The organism is Embleya sp. NPDC056575 (assembly GCF_042793325.1).
In the GTDB taxonomy this organism is placed as follows: Bacteria; Actinomycetota; Actinomycetes; order Streptomycetales; family Streptomycetaceae; genus Embleya.
Genome location: NZ_JBHTVA010000021.1, coordinates 19,082 through 39,735, shown reverse-complemented (window position 1 = coordinate 39,735; position 20,654 = coordinate 19,082). Strand labels below are relative to the sequence as shown.

Annotated in this window: 19 protein-coding genes and 1 riboswitch; of the genes, 12 read left to right on the top strand and 7 right to left on the bottom strand. The window is 70.8% G+C overall.

Annotated features, from left to right (window positions below; all coding sequences use genetic code 11):
- Nucleotides 1-175 precede the first annotated feature (175 nt).
- Entirely contained in the window at nucleotides 176-1,465 is a 1,290-nt protein-coding gene (locus ACFRCG_RS18450; RefSeq protein ID WP_380032711.1) for an Ig-like domain-containing protein, read from the top strand.
- A 217-nt stretch (nucleotides 1,466-1,682) separates the two neighbouring features.
- On the top strand, nucleotides 1,683-2,909 hold the full coding sequence (locus ACFRCG_RS18445; protein ID WP_380032709.1) for an Ig-like domain-containing protein: 1,227 nt from the start codon (nucleotides 1,683-1,685) through the stop codon (nucleotides 2,907-2,909).
- A gap of 201 nt (nucleotides 2,910-3,110) precedes the next feature.
- Here the strand turns inward: ACFRCG_RS18445 and ACFRCG_RS18440 are convergent, their stop codons facing one another.
- The 4 genes from ACFRCG_RS18440 to ACFRCG_RS18425 are packed head-to-tail and all read right to left on the bottom strand — an operon-like array spanning nucleotide 3,111 to nucleotide 7,312.
- Nucleotides 3,111-4,754, bottom strand: coding sequence for a cytochrome bc complex cytochrome b subunit (locus ACFRCG_RS18440; protein WP_380032707.1), 1,644 nt, complete (start codon nucleotides 4,752-4,754; stop codon nucleotides 3,111-3,113).
- The gene (locus tag ACFRCG_RS18435) at nucleotides 4,754-5,839 is read right to left on the bottom strand and encodes a Rieske 2Fe-2S domain-containing protein (protein ID WP_380032705.1); all 1,086 of its coding nucleotides are present in this window, start codon (nucleotides 5,837-5,839) and stop codon (nucleotides 4,754-4,756) included. Before ACFRCG_RS18435 ends, ACFRCG_RS18440 begins: the two co-directional genes overlap by 1 nt.
- The gene (locus tag ACFRCG_RS18430) at nucleotides 5,836-6,636 is read right to left on the bottom strand and encodes a c-type cytochrome (protein ID WP_380032704.1); all 801 of its coding nucleotides are present in this window, start codon (nucleotides 6,634-6,636) and stop codon (nucleotides 5,836-5,838) included. The genes ACFRCG_RS18435 and ACFRCG_RS18430 overlap by 4 nt, the downstream gene beginning before the upstream one ends.
- 46 nt (nucleotides 6,637-6,682) lie before the next feature.
- Nucleotides 6,683-7,312 carry a heme-copper oxidase subunit III gene (locus tag ACFRCG_RS18425; RefSeq protein ID WP_126638353.1) on the bottom strand — a complete coding sequence of 210 codons (630 nt, stop codon included), beginning with the start codon at nucleotides 7,310-7,312 and terminating at the stop codon, nucleotides 6,683-6,685.
- A gap of 75 nt (nucleotides 7,313-7,387) precedes the next feature.
- Between ACFRCG_RS18425 and ACFRCG_RS18420 the strand changes: the two genes are divergently transcribed.
- From ACFRCG_RS18420 to ACFRCG_RS18400, 5 genes are all read left to right on the top strand, one after another.
- On the top strand, nucleotides 7,388-8,509 hold the full coding sequence (locus ACFRCG_RS18420) for a cytochrome c oxidase assembly protein (protein WP_380032703.1): 1,122 nt from the start codon (nucleotides 7,388-7,390) through the stop codon (nucleotides 8,507-8,509).
- A 9-nt stretch (nucleotides 8,510-8,518) separates the two neighbouring features.
- Entirely contained in the window at nucleotides 8,519-8,929 is a 411-nt protein-coding gene (locus tag ACFRCG_RS18415; protein ID WP_380032702.1) for a hypothetical protein, read from the top strand.
- A gap of 127 nt (nucleotides 8,930-9,056) precedes the next feature.
- Nucleotides 9,057-9,470: a hypothetical protein gene (locus ACFRCG_RS18410; RefSeq protein ID WP_380032700.1), complete on the top strand. Its 414-nt coding sequence runs from the start codon at nucleotides 9,057-9,059 to the stop codon at nucleotides 9,468-9,470.
- An 85-nt stretch (nucleotides 9,471-9,555) separates the two neighbouring features.
- The gene (gene trpD / locus ACFRCG_RS18405) at nucleotides 9,556-10,638 is read left to right on the top strand and encodes an anthranilate phosphoribosyltransferase (RefSeq protein WP_380032854.1); all 1,083 of its coding nucleotides are present in this window, start codon (nucleotides 9,556-9,558) and stop codon (nucleotides 10,636-10,638) included.
- Between the two features lie 153 nt (nucleotides 10,639-10,791).
- Nucleotides 10,792-10,908, top strand: a riboswitch (SAM riboswitch).
- Nucleotides 10,909-11,142: 234 nt separating this feature from the next.
- On the top strand, nucleotides 11,143-12,552 hold the full coding sequence (locus ACFRCG_RS18400; RefSeq protein WP_380032699.1) for an aminotransferase class V-fold PLP-dependent enzyme: 1,410 nt from the start codon (nucleotides 11,143-11,145) through the stop codon (nucleotides 12,550-12,552).
- A 180-nt stretch (nucleotides 12,553-12,732) separates the two neighbouring features.
- Here ACFRCG_RS18400 and ACFRCG_RS18395 read toward each other — a convergent pair whose 3' ends face one another.
- Nucleotides 12,733-13,011, bottom strand: a complete 279-nt coding sequence (locus ACFRCG_RS18395; protein ID WP_078977541.1) for an Lrp/AsnC ligand binding domain-containing protein — start codon at nucleotides 13,009-13,011, stop codon at nucleotides 12,733-12,735.
- A 106-nt stretch (nucleotides 13,012-13,117) separates the two neighbouring features.
- Nucleotides 13,118-13,756 (bottom strand): exonuclease domain-containing protein, encoded by a 639-nt coding sequence (locus ACFRCG_RS18390; RefSeq protein ID WP_380032697.1) that lies wholly within the window; start codon nucleotides 13,754-13,756, stop codon nucleotides 13,118-13,120.
- Between the two features lie 256 nt (nucleotides 13,757-14,012).
- Between ACFRCG_RS18390 and ACFRCG_RS18385 the strand changes: the two genes are divergently transcribed.
- The 5 genes from ACFRCG_RS18385 to ACFRCG_RS18365 all read left to right on the top strand — a co-directional run bounded on the left by ACFRCG_RS18385 (nucleotide 14,013) and on the right by ACFRCG_RS18365 (nucleotide 19,231).
- Complete coding sequence (locus ACFRCG_RS18385) at nucleotides 14,013-14,249, top strand: hypothetical protein (RefSeq protein WP_380032695.1); 237 nt, start codon at nucleotides 14,013-14,015, stop codon at nucleotides 14,247-14,249.
- A 164-nt stretch (nucleotides 14,250-14,413) separates the two neighbouring features.
- Complete coding sequence (locus ACFRCG_RS18380) at nucleotides 14,414-16,030, top strand: NYN domain-containing protein (protein WP_380032693.1); 1,617 nt, start codon at nucleotides 14,414-14,416, stop codon at nucleotides 16,028-16,030.
- A gap of 65 nt (nucleotides 16,031-16,095) precedes the next feature.
- Nucleotides 16,096-16,458 (top strand): hypothetical protein, encoded by a 363-nt coding sequence (locus ACFRCG_RS18375; RefSeq protein WP_380032691.1) that lies wholly within the window; start codon nucleotides 16,096-16,098, stop codon nucleotides 16,456-16,458.
- 105 nt (nucleotides 16,459-16,563) lie between these two features.
- The gene (locus ACFRCG_RS18370) at nucleotides 16,564-17,946 is read left to right on the top strand and encodes a hypothetical protein (protein ID WP_380032689.1); all 1,383 of its coding nucleotides are present in this window, start codon (nucleotides 16,564-16,566) and stop codon (nucleotides 17,944-17,946) included.
- A gap of 16 nt (nucleotides 17,947-17,962) precedes the next feature.
- Nucleotides 17,963-19,231 (top strand): M48 family metallopeptidase, encoded by a 1,269-nt coding sequence (locus tag ACFRCG_RS18365; protein WP_380032687.1) that lies wholly within the window; start codon nucleotides 17,963-17,965, stop codon nucleotides 19,229-19,231.
- 105 nt (nucleotides 19,232-19,336) lie between these two features.
- Here the strand turns inward: ACFRCG_RS18365 and ACFRCG_RS18360 are convergent, their stop codons facing one another.
- Complete coding sequence (locus ACFRCG_RS18360) at nucleotides 19,337-20,641, bottom strand: glycosyltransferase 87 family protein (RefSeq protein WP_380032685.1); 1,305 nt, start codon at nucleotides 20,639-20,641, stop codon at nucleotides 19,337-19,339.
- Nucleotides 20,642-20,654: the final 13 nt, after the last annotated feature.

Here is a 20,654-nt window from a genome sequence, read left to right as displayed (position 1 = left end):
TTCGCCACAAGGCCGATCATCCGAAAGGGTGGTCGGCCTTGTGTGATATCTACAAGGGACTCCCACACCCTCGAATGTCACCGATGTGTGACTGTTCGCCGGTTGTAGCAACCTCGACGGGGGGTCGATGCGTCAAATGGGCGCAAGGGAGTACCAGGACGAGGGAGGAACACGCGTGCCCCGGATACACGGAGCATCGCGCACGGGGGCAGCGGGCGGCGGCATACGCCTCTTCGCGGGACTCATGGTGGCGCCGCTCATATTCATCGCAGGCTGCTCGTCCGACGGCGGCAAGACCGAACCCGGCGGCTCCGGAGGTACTTCCGGCGGCACGGGGGGCGGTACGAACAAGAAGGTCGCGGCCGGTCCGGCGACCATCGCGATCACTCCCGCCGACGGCACCAAGAGTGTGGAGACCGACGGTGTCCTCAAGGTCGACGCGACCGGGGGCAAGCTCACGTCGGTGGTGGTGACCGACGCCAAGGGCAAGACCGTGGACGGGCAGATCAGCCCCGACGGCATCGGCTGGAAGCCGACCGCGCCGCTGGCCAACGCCGGGGCCTACACGGTGGCCGCCAAGGCCGCCAACGCGGACGGCGCCGAGGTCACCGCGCAGAGCAAGTTCAACACCAAGTCCGCCGACGACACCTTCGTGGCCGACTTCAACGTCGACCCCGACAGCACCTGGGGCGTCGGCGCCATCATCTCGCTGAAGTTCAACGCGCCGATCAAGGACAAGGCCGCGATCGAGCGCAACCTCAAGGTGGTCAGCGAGCCCGCGGTGCAGGGCTCGTGGTCCTGGCTCAAGGACCTCGACGGCAACGACCGGATCGACTACCGCCCGGAGAAGTACTGGGCGAGCGGTACGAAGGTCAACCTCAAGGCCAACCTGACCGGCGCCAAGGCGGCGCCGGGCGTCTACGGCAAGCAGACCAAGGACATCAAGTTCACCATCGGCCGCTCGCTGGTGGCGACCGCGGACCTGAAGTCCAAGCACATGTCGGTGAAGAAGGACGGCGCCGAGGTACAGGACCTGCCGATCTCGGCCGGCGGGCCCAACTACCCGACCTGGGGCGGCACGATGGTCGTGCTCGACAAGGTCGACGGCATCACGATGGACTCCGAGACGGTCGGTCTCGGCGACGCCTACAACATGAAGAACGTGCGGCACGCGGTGCACCTGACCGCGTCCGGGACGTACGCGCACGGCGCGCCGTGGAACGAGGGCAAGTTCGGGCGGCAGAACGACAGCCACGGCTGCATCGGGCTCAGCGCCTCCAACGCGAAGACCTTCTTCGACCTGGTCGACCAGGGTGACCCGGTGGAGGTCGTGAACAGCACCGACAAGACCGTCAAGGCCGGCAACGGGCTCGGCGGCTGGAACGTGGACTGGGCGACCTGGGTCAAGGGCAGCGCGCTCGGCGGCGCCGGTTCGACGGCGGCTCCCGCCGCTCCGGCCGCGTAGGGCGCGAGACCCGAGCAAGACGAGAACAGCGGACCGGGCCCGTGATCGGGCCCGACACGATAGGGCGAACCGCCCGATCGCGCGATCCGACCGGTGGTCGGAATCATGCGATCGGGCGGTTTGTCTGTTTATCCGAATGAATCGGGATCATCCCGGCCACTCTCGATGCGGCAACCGCGCGTGCTCCGCGCTCGCCCCGCATGGCTGGAGGTCTTGCATGATGCGGAATGGAGCTGTCCGCCCCCGGTGGCTCTGCGCGGCCCTCGTGTCGGCGCTGCCCCTGGTGTTCGTCGCCGGCTGCGGGACCTGGGACAAGCATCGCGACGCCGACAAGCCCCGCCCCGACGCGGGCGTCGCCCAGGTGGCCGTGGACGTGCGGCCGGACCGTCCCGCGCAGCCGGGCCGGCCGATCGTGGTCAGCGTGCGCGACGGCCGGTTGTACGCGGTGAACCTGGTCGGCCCCGACGGCAAGGTGGTGCCCGGAGGCAACGCGCCCGGCGACGCGACCTGGTCCAACTCCGAGCCGCTGGGCTACGCCACCAAATACACGCTCACCGCGTCCGCGGTGGACGCCTTCGGGCACACCACGACGCGTACCGAGGACTTCACCACGATCGCCCGGGACGCCGAGTTGACGGTGGACACGGTGGCGCCGGACGCCGATTCGACGGTGGGCGTGGGCATGCCGATCACCGTCACGTTCCACGGGCCGGTCACCGATCCCGCGCAGCGCGCCGAGGTGGAGCGGCACCTGGAGGTGTCCACCTCCGCGCCGGTCGAGGGCGCCTGGGGCTGGGTGGACGACAAGACGGTGCGCTATCGGCCCAGGGCGTACTGGCCGGTCGGCACGAAGGTGGCGGTGCTCACCAGCCTGCTCGGCGTCGACTTCGGGCACGGCGTGTACGGCGGTCCCGGCGGGCGGGTCGGGTTCGACGTCGGCGACTCGGTGATCGCCACGGTGGACTCCGGGGCGCACACGATGACGGTCGAGCGCAACGGCACCGACCTCAAGACCGTGCCGGTGACCACGGGCAAGCCCGGCTTCACCACCCGCTCCGGTACCAAGGTCGTGCTCGGCAAGGCGCCGCACGTGCTGATGGACGGCACCACGGTCGGCATCTCGGCGGACAGCGCCGACGGCTACCGGCTCGACGTGGAGTGGGCCACCCGGGTGACCTGGAGCGGCGAGTTCGTACACGCCGCGCCGTGGTCGGTGGGCTCGCAGGGCAGCGCCAACGTGAGCCACGGCTGTGTGGGGATGAGCACCGACAACGCCAAGTGGTTCTACGACCAGGTCAAGATCGGCGACGTGGTCACCGTGGTGAACACGGGCGATCCCAAGGCGATGGAGCCGATCGGCAACGGCTACGGCGAGTGGAACCTGGACTGGCCGGACTGGCTGGCCAGGAGCGTCGCGGGAGCGGGCACGACCCGGCCGCTGTGAGGCCGATGTCGGTGCCTGTGCCGCCAACCGTGACCTCCGGGGCCGCGTCGGCCCGAGGGGCGGCCGGGAACGGCCCTGTACGGCCGGCTGGGGGGCGAACGACGAAGGCCCCACCGGATGATCCCCGGTGGGGCCCTTCGTCGTTCCTGCGCGTCCTACGGGTCGTGCCGATGTGGCGTCAGCAGCCCGGCCCCGGTCGCGTCAGTGGTGACCGTGTCCGCTGGTCAGCTCCTTGTACTCCTCCGCCGTCGGCTTCTCGATCGGCTCGGCGAAGTACCAGTGCGACATCCGCGACCGCAGCTTGTCCGAACGCTTGACCTTGCGGGCCACGCCGTTCTCGTCCTCGGCCGCTTCCAACGCGTACGGCTTCGGCTGCTCGTGCGCGGTCAGGGTGTGCCGCATCGCCGGGTCCAGCGGTTCGTGGATCTCGATGAACTCGCCGTGCGGGAGCTTCTTGATCACACCGGTCTCGCGACCGTGCAGGACCTTGTCCCGGTCCCGGCGCTGCAGACCCTTGCAGATCCGCACCGTGGCCAGGTAGGCCAGCACCGGGGCGACGAAGAAGGCGACCCGGCCGATCCAGGTGATCGCGTTGATCGACATGTGGAAGTGCGTCGCGATGATGTCGTTGCCACCGCAGACCCACAACACGCCGTAGCAGGTGATCCAGGCGACACCCAGACCGGTGCGCACCGGCATGTTGCGCGGGCGGTCCAGCAGGTGGTGCTCACGCTTGTCGCCGGTGATCCAGCCCTCGATCCACGGGTACATCGCCATGAACGTGAACAGCACACCGGGCAGGATCAGGGACGGGATCAGCACGTTGAAGCTGAACGTGTGGCCCCAGATGTTCCACTCCCAGTTCGGCATCAGGCGCAGGGATCCCTCGAGGAATCCGATGTACCAGTCGGGCTGGGAGCCCGCCGTGATCTGTCCGGGGTTGTATGGACCGTAGGACCAGATCGGGTTGATCTGCACCAGGCCGCCGAGCGCGGCGGTGATGCCGAACACGATGAAGAAGAAGCCACCGGCCTTGGCCGCGTAGACCGGCAGCAGCGGCAGGCCCACGACGTTCTTCTCGGTCTTGCCCGGGCCGGGGAACTGGGTGTGCTTCTGGTAGAAGACCAGGATCAGGTGGACGGTCACCAGACCGACCATGATCGCCGGGATCAGCAGCACGTGGATGGTGAACAGGCGCGGGACGATGTCCTCGCCCGGGAACTCCCCGCCGAACAGGAAGAACTGCACGTAGGTGCCGACCAGCGGGATCGCCAGGACGACGCCCTCGGCGATGCGCAGACCGGTACCGGAGAGCAGGTCGTCGGGCAGCGAGTAGCCGGTGAAGCCGTTGACCATGGCCAGCACGAGCAGCAGGAAGCCGAACAGCCAGTTTATTTCGCGCGGCTTGCGGAACGCCCCGGTGAAGAAGATCCGGAACATGTGCACGAACAGCGACGACACGAAGATCAGCGCCGCCCAGTGGTGGATCTGACGCATCGCCAGACCACCGCGGATGTCGAAGCTGATGTCCAGCGTCGAGGCGTACGCCTGCGACATGTGGATGCCCTGCAGCGGCACGTAGGAGCCGTCGTAGACGACCTCCTGCATGCTCGGCTTGAAGAACAGCGTGAGGAACACGCCGGTCAGCAGCAGCACGATGAAGCTGTACAGCGCCACTTCACCGAGCATGAAGGACCAGTGGTCCGGAAAGACCTTGCGCAGGTTCTTCTTCGCCGCACCGTAGATGCCCAGCCGGCTGTCCAGCGCGTCGGCCGCGCGAACGGCCGCGTTGTCCGGGATCGGGGTGCTCTTGTTGGCCCCGCCCTTGGGTTGTTCGCTCGACATCAGCCACGCTCCCAGAAGCTCGCGCCGACCGGTTCGGCGAAGTCCTGCGACGCGGCGAGGTTACCCGCCTCGTTCACATGGATCTTCAACTGCGGCAGCGAGCGAGCGGCCGGGCCGAACACGACCTTGCCGTCGTCCGCCAGGTCGAAGGTGGACTGGTGGCACGGGCACAGCAGGTGGTGCGTCTGCTGCTCGTACAGGCCGATCGGGCAACCCACGTGGGTGCAGATCTTCGAGTACGCCACGATGCCCTCGTAGCCCCAGGCCAGTTCCTTCTTGGACTTGATGTCCTTCGGCTCCAACCGGACCAGCAGGACCGCGGACATGCCCGCCTTCTCCAGCCAGCCGTGCGAGAGCTCCTCCTTCTGGCCGGCCGGGCCGTACTTCTCGACCAGACCATCGGGCAGCGCCATGGTGAGCGAGCCCTTGACGATGTCGTCCGGCTTGATCGGCAGGCCGGTCGCCTCGTTGATCAGCTCCTTGCCCGGCTTCCACTCGGTGTGCCGGAGCTTGGTGCCGGGCATCGGGCCGAGGTCGCGCAGCAGCACCACGCCGGACAGCGGCACCAGGGCCATCGCGCCGATCATCGTGCGCCGGATCAGCGGCCGACGGCCGATCACCGAGTCGGAGGCGCCCTGGGTGAACTCGCGGATCGCGTACTCGCGGGTCTCCGGGTCCGAGGTGAACTCGTGGCGCTCCTGGACGATCTCCTCGTCCGTCATCAGCGTGCGCGCCCAGTGGATCGCGCCGGCGCCGATGCAGAACAGCGCGATGCCGAGGGTGCCGCCGAGGGCGGCGTTCTGGGCGCCGATCTTCCCGAAGAAGAAGATGTCGATGATGCGGTCTTTGTCGATGCCGACGTACGACCAGATGAAGCCGATCGTGGCCAGCATCGAGATCACGAAGAGGAACGCGACCTGACGCTCGGCGCGATTGGCCGCCTTCTCGTCGATGTCGGTGCGGCGCGGCTCGTGGGCCGGCAGGCCGGGGTCGGCGAACGGGTCGCTTTCCGCCGGAACATGTGCCGAGGCGGGAACCTCGGGCAGGTGCTCTTCGGGCACTTCGGATTTGTCCTGGCTACTCATTTGGTCCTGGCCTTGGGGGTCCGGGCGGCAATCCAGATCGCACAGCCGATCAGCAGGCCGAGCGCGATGATCCAGCCGAAGAGGCCCTCGGAGACCGGGCCGAGGCGGCCGAGACCGAGACCGCCGGGGTTCGGCTCCTTGTGCGTCGTCTCACGCACGTAGGTGACGATGTCCTTCTTCTGCTGCTCGGGCATCGTGCTGTCCGGGAACGAAGGCATGTTCTGCGGGCCGGTGAGCATGGCCTCGTAGATGTGCTTCGGGTCCACGTTCTTCAGCGGCGGCGCGAACTTGCCCTGGGTCAGGGCGCCGCCCTCGCCGGAGAAGTTGTGGCACTGCGAGCAGTTCGTGCGGAACAGCTCGGCGCCGTTGACGATGTCGCCGTTGGGCGCGTACATGTCCGGCGTCGGGATCTTGGGGCCGACGCCGAGGGAGGCCACGTACGCGGAGAGCTGTTCGATCTGCGCCGGGGTGTAGACCTCGGGCTTGCGCGGTGCCTGGGCACCGGGCTGCTGGAGGGGCATCCGGCCGGTCGACACCTGGAAGTCGACGGCGGCCGCGCCGACGCCGATCAGGGAGGGGCCGTCCGAGGAGCCTTGGGCGTCGAGCCCGTGGCAGGTCGAACATCCGCTCAGGTAGAGCTTCTTGCCCGCTTCGACCGCGATGGAGGCAGAGTCGTCGGCCTCCGCCTTCTTGGCGGGCGCGAACGCGGCGTACAGCCCCCCCGTGGCCGCGAGCGCAAAAATGAGTACGACGATCGCCGCCAAGGGGTGGCGTCGCCGCGCGGAGAGCTTTTTCACGGATAACCCCGGTCCAATGTCGTCTGCGTAGTGAGTGTCGGGACGTCTACCTGATGACGTAGATCGTGAAGAACAGACCGATCCAGACCACGTCGACGAAGTGCCAGTAGTACGAGACGACGATTGCGGCCGTGGCCTGCTCGTGCGTGAACCGTCGGGCCGCGTAGGTGCGTCCGAGGACCAACAGGAAGGCGATCAGACCGCCCGTCACGTGCATGCCGTGGAAGCCGGTGGTCAGGTAGAAGACCGAACCGTAAGCCGACGACGAAAGAGTCGTGCCCTCCTTGACCAGCTCCGTGTACTCCATCACCTGACCGCCGACGAAGACGGCGCCCATGATGAAGGTGATGATGAACCACATGCGGAGCTTCTTGACGTCACCGCGTTCGGCCGCGAAGACGCCGAGCTGACAGGTGAGCGAGGACAACACGAGGATCGTCGTGTTGCCCGTCGAGAACGGGATGTTCAGCTCACTGGCATGCTCGCGCCAGGCGTCCGAGCCGGTGACCGACCGGATCGTGAAATACATCGCGAACAAGGCCGCGAAGAACATCAGCTCCGACGCCAACCAGACGATCGTGCCGATGCTGACCAAGTTGGGACGGTTGAGTGTCCCGTGTGTCCCGTGTGAGGGGGGCCCGGTTTCTAGTGAAGTTGCTGTCGCCACGGCGGCCATTATTGCGGTCGCCGGATCTGCCCACACTTCGGGGGGTAACCCTCGTTGAACGTGTCGGGGTTAGGCTCTGGTTCCGTGAGTGGCTCTGCAGGCGATGCCGGGATGTTCCTGGCACACGCGACCCCCGGGAACGTCCCGCCCGAACTGACCCCCATTCGGCTCCTGACCGGGTGGGTGTTCGAGCCGATCCCGATCCTGGTCGCGATGTTGTTCGGCGGGCTCTATCTGTACGGGGTGCACAAGCTCAGGGCTCGCGGGGACGCGTGGTCGCGGTGGCGCACCTTCTCGTTCCTGGGGTTGGGTCTCGGCACGTTCCTGATCGCGACCGAGTCGGCGCTGGCCGCCTACGACACCGTGTTGCTGAGCGTGCACATGGTGCAGCACATGGTGCTGGCGATGATCACGCCGATCTTCCTGGCGCTGGGCGCGCCGATCACCCTCGCGCTGCGCACCCTGCCGACCAAGTGGCGTAATCGGCTCAACGCCCTCCTGCACAGCAGATTCTCGAAGGTGGTCACCTTCCCGGCCTTCGCCGGTTTCGTCTTCGTGCTCAATCCGTTCGCGCTGTACTTCACGCCCTGGTACGAGCTGACGCTGCGGAACACCTTCATGCACGACATGAATCACGTGCACTTCGTGATCATCGGCTGTATGTGGTTCTGGCCACTGCTCGGGCTCGACCCGATGCCGCGCGCGAGCCATCCGATGCGGTTGCTCGCGGTCTTCGCGACGTTGCCGTTCCACGCCTGGCTGGGCATCGCGATCATGAGTTCGTCCACCGTGCTGGCCGGTGACTGGTACAACGACCTCGGTCGCGATTGGGGCGCGAGTCCGCTGTCCGATCAGGGCACCGCCGGCGGGATCCTGTGGGGCAGCGGCGACATCATCGGGCTGCTCGTCTTCCTCGTGTTGTTCGTGCAGTGGGCCAAGGCGTCCGAGCGCGAGGCGGTGCGCGAGGATCGGCGGCTCGATCGACTCGAACTGATCGAGGCCGGGCGCAAGGCCCGGGAGGAGCGGTTGGCGCGCGAGGCGGCGGCGGGCGGCGACGGTGCCGAGGCCGTCGGGAGCGCCGGGGGCGCCGGAAAATCCGTCGCGAAGAGCACTCGTGCGGGTGACTCTGCCCGAACGGAGGACGGCGATTCGGCCGTCCGGGTGCCCCCCGGGGCCGAGCCGAGGCCGGCGGGCGCGGCCGAGTAGCGTCGCGGCATGATCCTCGAACGGTTCCTCCGCAGGCGGCGTGCCGAGCCGGTGCCCGTGCTCGTCGACGACGGCACGCTGGTCGTGGTCGGCTCCTGCTTCGATCCGGCGCGTGCCGACTCGGCGGTGGTCGCGGAGATGCGGGCGGCCGGAGTGGCGGTGGAGACCGGTCCGTTCGTGATGCGGCACCTGGTGACCCTGCCGGACCACGACGCGGTCGCGGAGGCGACCCGGATCCTGGCGGCGGACGAGTGGGCGGTCACGGTCGTGGCGGCCGACGAGCGGCCGCTGCGGGTGCGGATCGCGCGGCAGCAGGTGCTCACCGGCCTCGAACCGGCCCGCGAGCGCACCCGGATGGCGGGGCTGGCGCAGCGGTTGGGCGGGGACGCCGAGGGCTACGAGGTGCTGGCGCGCGGGTGAGTCGGGCGGACCCGGGCGGTCGGGCCGGGATCGGGGCGTGACGAGCCCCACATTCCGGCGGGGAAAAGCGCTAACATCCGGGGCGGATCCAAGTTGTCGTCCCGTACCCGGACTCAGGCAGGTGGACATGACGCGCGGCGAGACCATGACCGTCCTTGTGTACAGCGACGACCGCAACACCCGTCGGAAGGTCACCCTCGCGCTCGGGCGCAGGCCCGCCGTCGACGTGCCGTTCGTGGAATACCTGGAGTGCGCCACCGAGCCCGCCGTGATCGCGGCGATGGACAAGGGCGGCGTGGACCTCGTGATCCTGGACGGGGAGACCGCCCCCGCCGGCGGCATGGGTGTGTGCCGTCAGCTCAAGGACGAGATCTACAACTGCCCGCCCGTACTCACCCTGGTCGGTCGCCCGCAGGACGCGTGGCTGGCCACCTGGTGCCGGGCCGACGCGGTGGTCGCGCATCCGCTGGACCCGCGCACGCTCGCCTCGGCGGCGGCCGACCTGATCCGCGGGCGGATCGCGGGACGTCAGCCGGCCTGACCGCATCGCGGATAACCGTCGGGTGTCGCCGGCCCCGGTCGGTACGCTGGCGCCGACTCATCCGATGACACTGCGGGAGCGGACCATGGGCGCCTCGGCCTCCACGTACCAGAGCGGCGGCAATCCGGCGGCCCGTTCCTGGCGCGACATCCTGGCCTCGCTCATGCGGGGTGACGACCTGCCGGCGGATGCCACGGCGTGGGCCATGGACCACATCATGACGGGTGAGGCCACGCCGGTGCAGGTGGCCGGGTTCGTGATCGCGCTGCGGGCCAAGGGCGAGACCGTGGACGAGGTCTCGGGTCTGGTGCGGGCGATGTACGAGCACGCGTCGACCATCGAGGTGCCCGGTCGCACGGTGGACATCGTCGGCACGGGCGGCGACCTCGCCCGCACGGTGAACATCTCGACCATGTCCGCGATCGTGGTCGCGGGCGCGGGCGAGACCGTGGTCAAGCACGGCAACCGGGCGGCGTCGTCCGCCAGCGGCGCGGCCGACGTGCTCGAAGCGCTCGGCGTGGTGCTGGATCTGACCCCGGAGCAGGTGGCCCGGACGGCCGGGGAGGCGGGCATCACGCTGTGCTTCGCGCAGCGTTTCCACCCGTCGCTGCGGCACGCCGCGCAGGCGCGGCGCGAGCTGGGGGTGCCGACCACGTTCAACTTCCTGGGTCCGCTGACCAATCCGGCGCGGGTCCGGCATCACGCGATCGGGGTCGCGGATCTGCGGATGGCGCCGATCGTGGCCGGTGTGCTGGCCGATCGTGGGGCCACCGCCCTGGTCTTTCGCGGTGACGACGGGTTGGACGAGTTGACCGTGACCACCACGTCCCAGGTGTGGATCGTGCGGGACGGCGACGTGCGCGAGGACCGGGTGGATCCGCGCGACCTGGGCATCGCGTTGAACGGGATCGAGACGCTGCGCGGCGGCGACGCGATGTTCAACGCGGGGGTGGCCCGGAAGCTGCTCGCGGGGGAGAAGGGCGCGGTGCGCGACGCGGTGTTGTTGAACTCGGCGGCGGCGCTGGCCGCGCTCGGCCCGGGAGACGGATCGTTGACGCAGCAGTTGGCGGCCGGGATCGAGCGGGCGGCGGAGGCGATCGACTCGGGGGCGGCGCAGGCGGCGCTCGATCGATGGGTGGGCGTGACGCGGTCGTTCGCCCGGGGGTAGCCGGAGGCGGATGTGTGCGCCGGGTGGGCCGAGGTCGGCCCGCCCGGCGTCGTCGCGTTCGGCTCCGTCCGGGCGCGGGGGCGGGTGTCCAGTATGTGGAACCGGTGGGGTGGTCGTTGCGCGCGGCGATTCCTGCGGTAATAATTCTGCGCAGGTCACGAGTGACAGTGGAAAGCCCCGGCTTGCTGTCCGGCAACCCTCGCTCCGCGGTGGGGTGCCCCGGGTGATGACACGGTCGGGCGTCGTCAGGCGTCCCGGCAAGCGCGGACCCCTGGTGTGGCGGTAGGCAATTGCCCCATGCGAACCGGGTCCTGTACCTGGGGAGCATGTGATGGCGTGAAATCTCTTTCTCGAAACGGGCTGATCGGCCCATTCCGTACGCGCTGAGTCGTCGCGCGTCGCTTTTCCGAGACCACATTTCATCCGGGGATCACTCCGCGCTGTTTTGATGTCGACTTCTCGACATCGCGTGGGGTCGGTTCTCGTCTGCCGAGGAGATTTGCCATGACCGCCGGTACCGCTTCCGCCGCCTCCGCCGCTTCCGCCGCCTCCGTTGCCTTCGACGCCGATGTCGCCATTGCCGCCCCGTTGCCCGTGGTCGGGCGGGATGTGCTCGTTCCGCTGGTCACCGGGGGTGAGGTGGAGTACGCGGCGCTCGACTACGGGGCCAGCGCGCCGTGTCTGCAGCGGGTGTGGGACGACGTGGCCGGCTATCTGCCGTACTACGGCAGCGTGCACCGCGGCGCCGGCTACCTGTCGCAGTTGTCCACCGAGCTGTACGAGCAGAGCCGGGCCACGGTCGCGGAGTTCCTCGGGCTGCGGGGTGACGACACGCTGCTGTTCACCCGGGGCACCACCGACTCGCTGAACCTGCTCGCCTCGGTACTGCCGCGCGGCACGCGGGTGTTCGTGTTCGAGACCGAGCACCACGCGGCGCTGCTGCCGTGGCGTCGGCATGCCGGGGTGACCCAGTTGGCGGCGCCGTCCTCGCCGGCGCAGGCGGTCGCGGCGCTGGAGGCCGCGCTCGAAGGCTCCGGTGACGGGCCTCGGCTGGTGTGCGTGACCGGCGCCTCGAACGTGACCGGCGAGCTGTTCCCGGTGGCGGAACTGGCCGAGGTGGCGCACCGGTTCGGGGCGCGGATCGTGCTGGACGCGGCGCAACTGGCGCCGCACCACCCGGTGTCGGTCGCGGACCTGGACGTGGACTGGGTCGCGCTGTCGGCGCACAAGCTGTACGCGCCGTTCGGCTCGGGGGTGTTGGCGGGGCGCGGGGACTGGCTGGACGCGGCGGAGCCGTACCTGGCGGGCGGCGGGGCGAGCAAGGCGGTCTCGCGCGACCACGTCGAGTGGCAGAGCGGCGCGGCCCGGCACGAGGCGGGGTCGCCGAACGTGATCGGCGCCTACGCGTTGGCGTCCGCGTGCCGGGCGATCACCGAGGCGGGGCCGGCGGCGCTGGTCGCGCGCGAGGAGGCGCTGTTGGCGCGGTTGCGGGCGCGGTTGGCGGAGATTCCCCAGGTGCGGACGCTGGAGCTGTTCGGGCCCGAGTCGGCGCGGGTGGGCGTGCTCTCGTTCGTGGTCGAGGGGTGGAACAGCTCGCGGTTCGCGGCGGTGTTGTCGGCGGAGTACGGGATCGGGGTGCGCGACGGGCTGTTCTGCGCGCACCCGCTGGTGCGGCACCTGTTGGGCGGGCGGGCCGATCAGCCGACCGAGTGTGGGTCGCCGGACGCGCCGGAGGGGCAGCAGAACCTCAACGCGATCCGGGTCAGCTTCGGTGTGGGGACGCCCGTCGAGCACCTGGACCGCTTCGCGGCGGCGGTTCGGGAAGTGGTGGAGCGGGGGGCGCGGTGGAGCTACACGGTGGATGGAGGCCGGTGCGTTCCTGATTCGGACCCGCGCGTGTTGCCTGCGGCGTGACGGAGGTGTGGGCGGGCGGGGGTCGCGTGCCTGGGCCTTGGACGGGGTGGGGCGTCCTCAAACGCCGGACGGGCTGATTGGGGCTGGGTCGCGTTCTGGGCCGGCCTCCGGCCCGGGAGTCCTCAAACGCCGGACGGGCTGAGAGGTGCCGGGTCGGGGGTGGGGGGCGGTTGGGGTTGGTTATTCGAGGCCGATGGCGAAGGCTGCTTCCAGGTCGTGTTGGGAGTAGGTGCGGAAGGCGATGTGGGTGGTGGTGGCCTCTACTCCCGGGACCTTGTTGAGGCGGCCGGGGATGACGTCGGCCAGGTCGTCGTGGGCGCGTACGCGCACCATGGCGATCAGGTCGAATTCACCGGTCACCGAGTAGACCTCGCTCACGCCCTCGATCGCGGCGATCGCCTCCGCGATTTCCGGGGTCTGGTCCACACGCGTCTTGACCTGCACGATCGCGGTGATCACGGGGTAGTCCTCCGGCTGTCGACGACAAGATGCCCGAGCTTAGTCGGCGCGCCCGTCGGTGCGGGATCGCCGGCGCGACCATGTGTACTCGAAGCCGGGTCACGGGTCACCCGATCGGAGTGGTTTGGCGCTCGCGGACGCCCGGTGCCGGGGGGCGGCCCAGGGCCAGGAGGTCGGCCAGTTCGTGGCGCCCGCTCGCGTGCATCCGGTCGATGAACGCGCGTAGCACGTGTGCCGTCGCGCGTGCGTCGGCCAACGCTCGGTGGGTCGGGTCGGTGGGCGCCTCGAAGTAGCGCGCCAGGGTGCCCAATCGCAGGTTCGGCAGTGTCCCGGCGGGCAGCAGCGCACGGGCCAGGGCGAGGGTGTCGACGACCCGGAAGTCGGGCCAGGCGTGGTCGCACGCGATGCTCGCGGTACGCAGAAAGCCCACGTCGAAGGGGGCGTTGTGGGCGACCAGGATCGCGTCCTCGGCGAAGTGGGTGAACGCCGGCAGCACCAGACGCAGCGGGGGCGCGTCGGCCACCAGATCGTCGGATATCCCGGTCAGGTCGGTGATGAACTCCGGGATCGGCACCCCGGGCGCGACCAGGGTCGCGAACTCGCCCAGGCGGTCCGCTCCACGCACCCGGACGGCGGCGATCTCGGTGATCCGGGCCTCCTGCGGATCCAGGCCCGTGGTCTCCAGATCGACGACCGTGAACACCTGTCGCTCCACCTCGTCACGAATCGCTCGGGATCCGGGCATGGTTCGCAACTCGTGGCCCGGGGCGATACTGTCCGGCGGGCGGGAACGCCGCGGCGGGTCGGCCGCCGGCAAGCCCTGACCCGCCGAACCTCGTGACCGGCAATCCCGGTGCGCGGTGCTGCTCATGTACCGGACGGTACGTTTCCGGCCCGACACGGCCGCGCCCAGGTACCTCTCGCAGCCCGGCATCATGGGGTGTACGCGGCCGACGGTGAACGGGTAAGGCTTCGCGGACCGAACCAGGAAAGGAACACGCATGTCGATCCAGGCCCCCACCGAGGACACCCGGTGGCGTTGCACGCTGTGCGGCAACCTGACCCGGTTCGACGTGACGCGGACCACCAAGGTCGTGGAGTTCACCCACCTCGACCTGGCGGGCGCCCCCCGGGTCGAGGAGCGCGAGATCGTCTCGGACGAGATCGAGTCGGTGCGCTGCCGCTGGTGCAACGCGACCGATTCCGTCGAACTGGTGGCGCGCCCCGACGCGACCTGATCGCCGAGACCGTCCGGGGACAATGGGACTGTGCATCGTTTCGGCATCGGGGCGGCCCGGCGCGACCGCCGGCGGTGCGGAACACGCCATGATCAAGGCGTCGGCGTCCCGGCAACGGTGACGCGGGGAGGGGCCTCGAGGGAACGGGAAGGACCGGAGGAGCAGTGAGCGGACCGGATACCCGCGCGGACGAGGTCACGCCTGCGCACGCCGCCGACGCCGCCGAGGCGGTGCCGGACGCCGAGCCCGACCTCGACGCGCAGTCCGGGACCGCGGCGGCCACGGATGCCGCGACCGATGCCGCGACGGACGCGGAGCCCGTCGAACCGGGGCGGCGGGCCGGGCCCAACGGGCTCGTCGACTCCGCGACGGGGTCGCTACGGTCCGCGGGATCTGCGGGGTCCGAGGAGTTCGCCGGGGCCGTCGAGCCCGAGGCGGAGCGGGCCGCGTCCGAGGCGCCGGTCGTCGAGCCCGAGGCGTTGACCGGGCCGTTGCCGGAGGCGGTCCGGGTCCGGGTGATCTCGGTGGCCGCCGACGCGCTCGGCACGATGACCGCCGACGAGGTCCCGGGGCCGCTGCGCCGGTTCGCCCGGTTCACCCACCAGCGCCGGGCCAAGTTCGCCGCGACGCCGCTGGCCGCCGCGCTGGAGAACGATCCGGTGTTCCGCCAGCGCATAGCGGAGCGCTTCCGCAAGGGCCTGCCGGAGATCTCCGAGGCGCTCGAAGCGGGCAAGGTGCCCGCCGCGGCCGACCCGCTCGACGTGGCCGCGGCCGCCTACCTGCTGCGCCCGCGCGGCTGGGTCCGGCTGATCGAGACCGCCGGCGACGCGGCCAAGGAGGCCGCCGCCGACCGCGCCGAGGCCGAGGCCGCCGAGACGTTGTCCCGCCTGGAGCACGAGGTCGGTGTACTGCGCGCGGCCTCGAAGACCGAGCACGAACGACTGCGCACCGAGCTGGAGACGGCCCGCAAGGAGGCCGACCACCTGCGCCGCCAGGTGCGCGGCCTGCAGGGCAGCGCCAAGCACGAGGAGAAGGAGGCCCGCCGGGCCCGCTCCGAGCTGGACGCGGTGCGGGTCGAGGCGCAGGCCGCGATCGCCGCCGCGGAGAAGGAGGCGCGCCGGCTGCGCGGCCGGGTCGCCGAGGTCGAATCGGCCCTGGAGGCCAGCCGCCGGGCGGCCCGCGAGGGACGCAGCATGGAGGACACCCGGGTCCGGCTGCTCCTGGACACCGTCCTGGAGGCGGCCCAGGGCCTGCGTCGCGAGCTGGCGCTGCCCCCGGTCGGGATCAGGCCGGCCGACATGGTGGACGCGGTCGTGCCGGGCGCGTCCGGGATAAAGGACATCGCGCAGCGCGCGCTGGAGGGCGACGACCCGGCCCTGCTCGACCAGTTGCTCGCGCTGCCGCAGGCGCACCTGGTGATCGACGGCTACAACGTGACCAAGACCGGCTATCCCACGCTCGCGCTGAACAAGCAGCGCGACCGGCTGGTCGGCGGGCTGACCGGGCTCGCCGCGCAGACCGGTTGCGAGGTGACCTGCGTGTTCGACGGCGCACAGCTGGACGCGCCGGTGCTGCTCGCCCCCGCGCGCGGGGTGCGGGTGATGTTCAGCAAGCCGGGCGAGACGGCCGACGAGCTGATCCGCCGGCTGGTCCGGGCCGAGCCGCCGGGCCGGCCGGTCGTGGTGGTCTCCACGGACCGCGAGGTGGCCGAGGGCGTGCGCAAGGCGGGTGCCCGCCCGGTGCCCTCGACGATGTTGCTGCGCAGGCTCACCCGCGGCTGACCGCACCGCGTGTCGGTAGCGCTCCCTACCGTTGACGAGGAAGGTCGACGAGGGGGAGGAGTCACATGCGCATCGCCTGTCGTACACACCGCGGCCGAGGGCGCGCCGGCGCCGCCGGCTGCGCGATCCCGGCTTCGATCGGGCCGGCCCTGATCGGCGCCCGCGTCATCGGTATCGACATATCGCCCGAATTATCGAATACCGCTTCTTTCGGTGACTTCGGCGACCTCGGTGGTTCCGGCGATCCCACCGACCCCGGGTCGCCCCCCGAGCCCGCCGGCCGGCCCGACTACATCGAGTTGGACGAGGAGACGCTGACCGCGCTGCGCCTGTTCGCGGCGGAGGGGATGTTCGCGGCGCCGAGCGGATCGGTGCGCGACGGCGGCGAGCCGCCGGGCGTTCGGCGCCCGGCCGACCGCCGGGGCTGAACCGGGCGGCGGGACCGCTCCGGGGCGGGTCGGCGACACCCGTTCGCCGCAGCCCCGGTCACCGTTCCGAGTGGGGAGCACGCGGGCCCACGTTACGATCGAGCGGTGGATGACCCGAATCGGGCCGCGCGCCGGATCCGCAGCCTGCTGCCCGTTCTGGTCGTTGTGTGCGCGCTCGCCCAACTCGGTGCCGTGCTCGGGGTGACCCGATTCGTCGCCGACACGGTGACCCACACCCCTCCCGGCGTGCACGCCGGCCGTTCCGCCGGCCCCGGGGCGAGCGGCGACGGCGAGCAACACGCGAACGCCCGCCGGATAGCGATCGGCGCCCTCCTGGAACGGCGCGCGAACGCGTTCCTCACCCGGGACCGCGAGGCGCTCTCGTCCACCCTCGACCCGCAGAACCCGACGTTTCGGCAGAACCAGATGGGCGTCTTCGACAACATCGCCGAGGTGCCGTTCGCCGCGTGGGAGTACGAGATCGTCACGCCCGACGCGTTCGACCTCTCCGCCACGCGCAGGAACACGCTCGGTGGGCCCGTGTTCACCGCCCAGGTGGACCTGCTCTACCGGATCACCGGACACGACGTGGCGCCGGTGCGGGTGCCGCAGTTCCTGACCTTCGTACTGCGGGGCGGGACCTGGTACCTCGCCGCCGACGGCGACGGCGCCGCGATCGGGATGCGTACCCCCGCCCAGGTGTGGGACCTGGGCCCGGTCACCGTGGTCCAGGGCGCGCACAGCATCGTGCTGGGCATCGGCACCCGCGCCGCGCTGCGCGAGTTCGCCGACACCACCGACAAGGCCGTGCCGCAGGTGAGCGCGGTGTGGGGCGAGTCCTGGCCCGGGCGGGCGGTGGTGGTGGTGCCCGGCACCCAGGCGGAGATGGCCCGACTGCTCGGCGCCGAACCGAGCAAGTACGCCAGGATCGCCGCGGTCACCACCGGCGAGCGCGGCGCGGCGGCCGACGCGGCCGCCGCCGACCGGGTGATCGTCAACCCGGACGCCTTCCGCGAGCTGGGCGATCTGGAGCGCCGGGTGGTGATGACGCACGAGATCACCCACGTGGCGAGCCGCGCGTTCACCCGGGCGTGGACGCCGACCTGGCTGTCCGAGGGGTTCGCGGACTACGTCGGCTACCTGGAGTCGGCGCAGACGATGCGCACCGCCGCGCCCGAACTGCGCCGCGACGTCAAGGCGGGCAAGGTGCCCGTACAGCTGCCCGCCGACACGACCTTCGAGACCACGCAGGAGGACCTGCCCCAGGCGTACGAGATGGGATGGCTGGCCTGCAAACTGATCGCGGAGCGGTGGGGCCGGCCCAAGCTGGTCGAGCTGTACCGTACGGTCGGCGCCGAGCGGCCGCCCGGGGTCGGCGCGCCCGACGCGGCGTCGGCCCTGTCGTCGGCGATGGTGTCCGTCCTGGGCACCGGCCCCGACGCGTTCACCAAGACCTGGCTCGACTACCTGCGGACGCAGGCCGAATGACGGGGGCACGGCGGGCATGTCGGTCCAGAGGTTGTTGCTGATCTGCCTGATCTGCACGGGTGTGGTGCTGCTCGTGGCGGTCGCGGTGACCACGCCGTGGCGCCCGCTGCCGGAGCCGCCGGGCGGGTTCACCCACCCGGACGCGGCCCGGGACTTCACCGCCGCCGAGATCGCTCGCGGACAGGCGCTGGCCCGGGCCGCGCGCCCGCCCGCCTACCTGTCCATGGCGCTGTCCCTGGTGGTGTCCCTCGTGCTCGGGCTCACCCCGGCGGGGGCGCGGATCATCGAGGCGGTCGCCCGGCCCCTGGGTGGAGGCTGGGCCTGGCGGATCCTGCTCGGCGGGCTGGTGCTCGCGCTGATCGGCCGGCTGGCCACGCTGCCGTTCGCGGCCCGCCTGGAGGTGGTCCGGCGGCGCTATGGGCTGTCGGTGCAGAGCTGGGGGAGTTGGTGGGCCGATCTGGGCAAGGGCTTCGCGATGTCCACCGGGCTGCTGTTGGTGGTGGGACTGGCGCTGTACGCGCTGATCCGGGCGCTGCCCCGGGCCGGCTGGCTGATCGCGGCCGGCGGCGGCGCGCTGCTCGTGGTGGCGATCTCGTTCCTGTACCCGCTCCTGGTCGAACCGGCCTTCAACAAGTTCCACTCGATGCCCGACGGGCCGCTGCGCACCTCGCTCTTGCAACTGGCCGAGCGGGACGGGGTGCCCGTACAGGACGTGCTGGTCGCCGACGCGTCGCGGCGGACCACCGCGCTCAACGCGTACGTGTCCGGGTTCGGCTCGACCCGGCGGATCGCGGTGTACGACACCACCGTGCGCGACGCGGATCCGCGCGAGGTGGAGCTGATCGCGGCACACGAACTGGGCCACGCCAAGCGCAACGACGTGCTGCACGGCACGCTGATCGGCGCCGCCGCGATGGCCGCCGGCGTCTGCGGGCTCGGCCTGCTGATGTCCTGGACGCCGCTGCTGCGTCGGGCCGGCGCGGACTCCGCGGGCGACCCGCGCTCGCTCGCCCTGCTGCTCGCGGCGGTCGCGGTGATCGGCACGCTGGCCGGCCCCGGCGAGATGCTGATCAGCCGGCGGCTGGAGGCCCGGGCGGACGTGCACGCCCTCGACCTGACCCGCGACCCGGAGGCGTTCATCCGCATGCAGCACAACCTGGCCGTGACCAACCGCTCCAACGTCACCCCGAACCCGATCCTGCAATTCCTCTTCGCCTCCCACCCCTCCGCCCCCGAACGCATCGCCTCGGCAAGAGACTGGGAACGCCTGCACGGCAAGGGGTAGCGGCGCGGCCGCTCGGGGGCCGGGCGGTATACGAACGACGGTCACGAGCAACCGTCCCGCCGGTGCGTCGGGGGCCTGTGACGGTGGCGAAGGGGCGTGGCGTGCCTACACGGTGGACCTCGCCACGGGGCGGTGCGGGTCCGTCGGGGGCGAAGGTTGCTTCGTCGGTGCTGTCGGGGTCGGTGCGTCGACGACACGGCTCGCCTGCCACAGACGCCGGGCCGACCACGCCGTCGCCGTCACCAGCAGGGTGTTGCGGGCGGTCAGGGCCAGGACCGCGGCCGGTTCGCTGCGGAGGAGTTCGCCGAACCAGATCGGGAATTCCAGGGTGGTCAACGGCATCGCGCACAACAGCAGTAGGGCCACCGGGCGCTGGGTGGTGTCCGGCCGCAGCAGGCACACCGCCGCCAGGCCGATCAGCCACACCAGATACTGCGGGCTGATCACCCGGCTCGTGGTCACGAAGATCAACATCGCGCACAGCGCCGCGTCGGGCGCCGTGGCCGCGGTGAACCGGCGGGCCCGCACCCGCCACAGCAGCAGCCAGCCGAAGCCGAGCACGCTGGTGAGCAGGCTGAGTCGGCCCACCGCGGTGATGTACGGGCCGTGGAATTCGAGGGATCCGTAGCTCTCCCGGACCTGCCCGCTCCATCCGCACCAGGAGGCGAGGTGGAACGGCACGGCGAACACCGACTCCACCTCGATGCCGCGTTCGCGCTGGTATCCCAGGAAAGCGAAGGCCCCCGGCAGCGCGGCGGCGAAGCCGAGCACCACCACGGCGGCGCCGAGCAGGGTCCACGCGTACACCCGGGCCGGTCCGCGTCGCCCGCGCAGCCCCACGAAGATCAGCGCCGGCCACAACTTTATCGCCGTCGCGAAGCCCGCCGACAGCCCCGCGAGCCGGTGTCGGTCGGTGCGCCGGCCCGTGATCAGGACCAGCGCCGCCACCGTGGGCGCGGTCACCGCGAGGTCGTACCGGGCCAGGACTATCGGCCCGAGCAGCGGCACCGCCACCACCCACAACGCCGCACCGTACGGCGGGACCCCGCGCGGGATGCCCCGGGCCAGCAGCCACACCACCGCCGCGTCGGCGACGAGCATCAGCAGGTACACCGATGTCGCGTAGTCGAACGGCAGCAGCCCGGGCAGCAGCAACACCCCGGCCGCGCCCGGCGGGTACTGCCAGCGCACGTCGTCCACCGGAAAGGTCCCCGAGCGCAACACGTGGAACCACTCGCGGTAGATCGCCCGCGCGTCACCGGTGACGAACGGCCAGGGATTGGGCACCACTTCCATCGCCGTCAGCAGCAACACCGCCCGGGTCGCCGCCCAGACGAGCACGACGGCCCACAGCGCGCCCGACGGCGTCCGGAACGGATTCCGCGCACGGTGCCACGAGGGAAGGCTCACCGACGGATCGTAC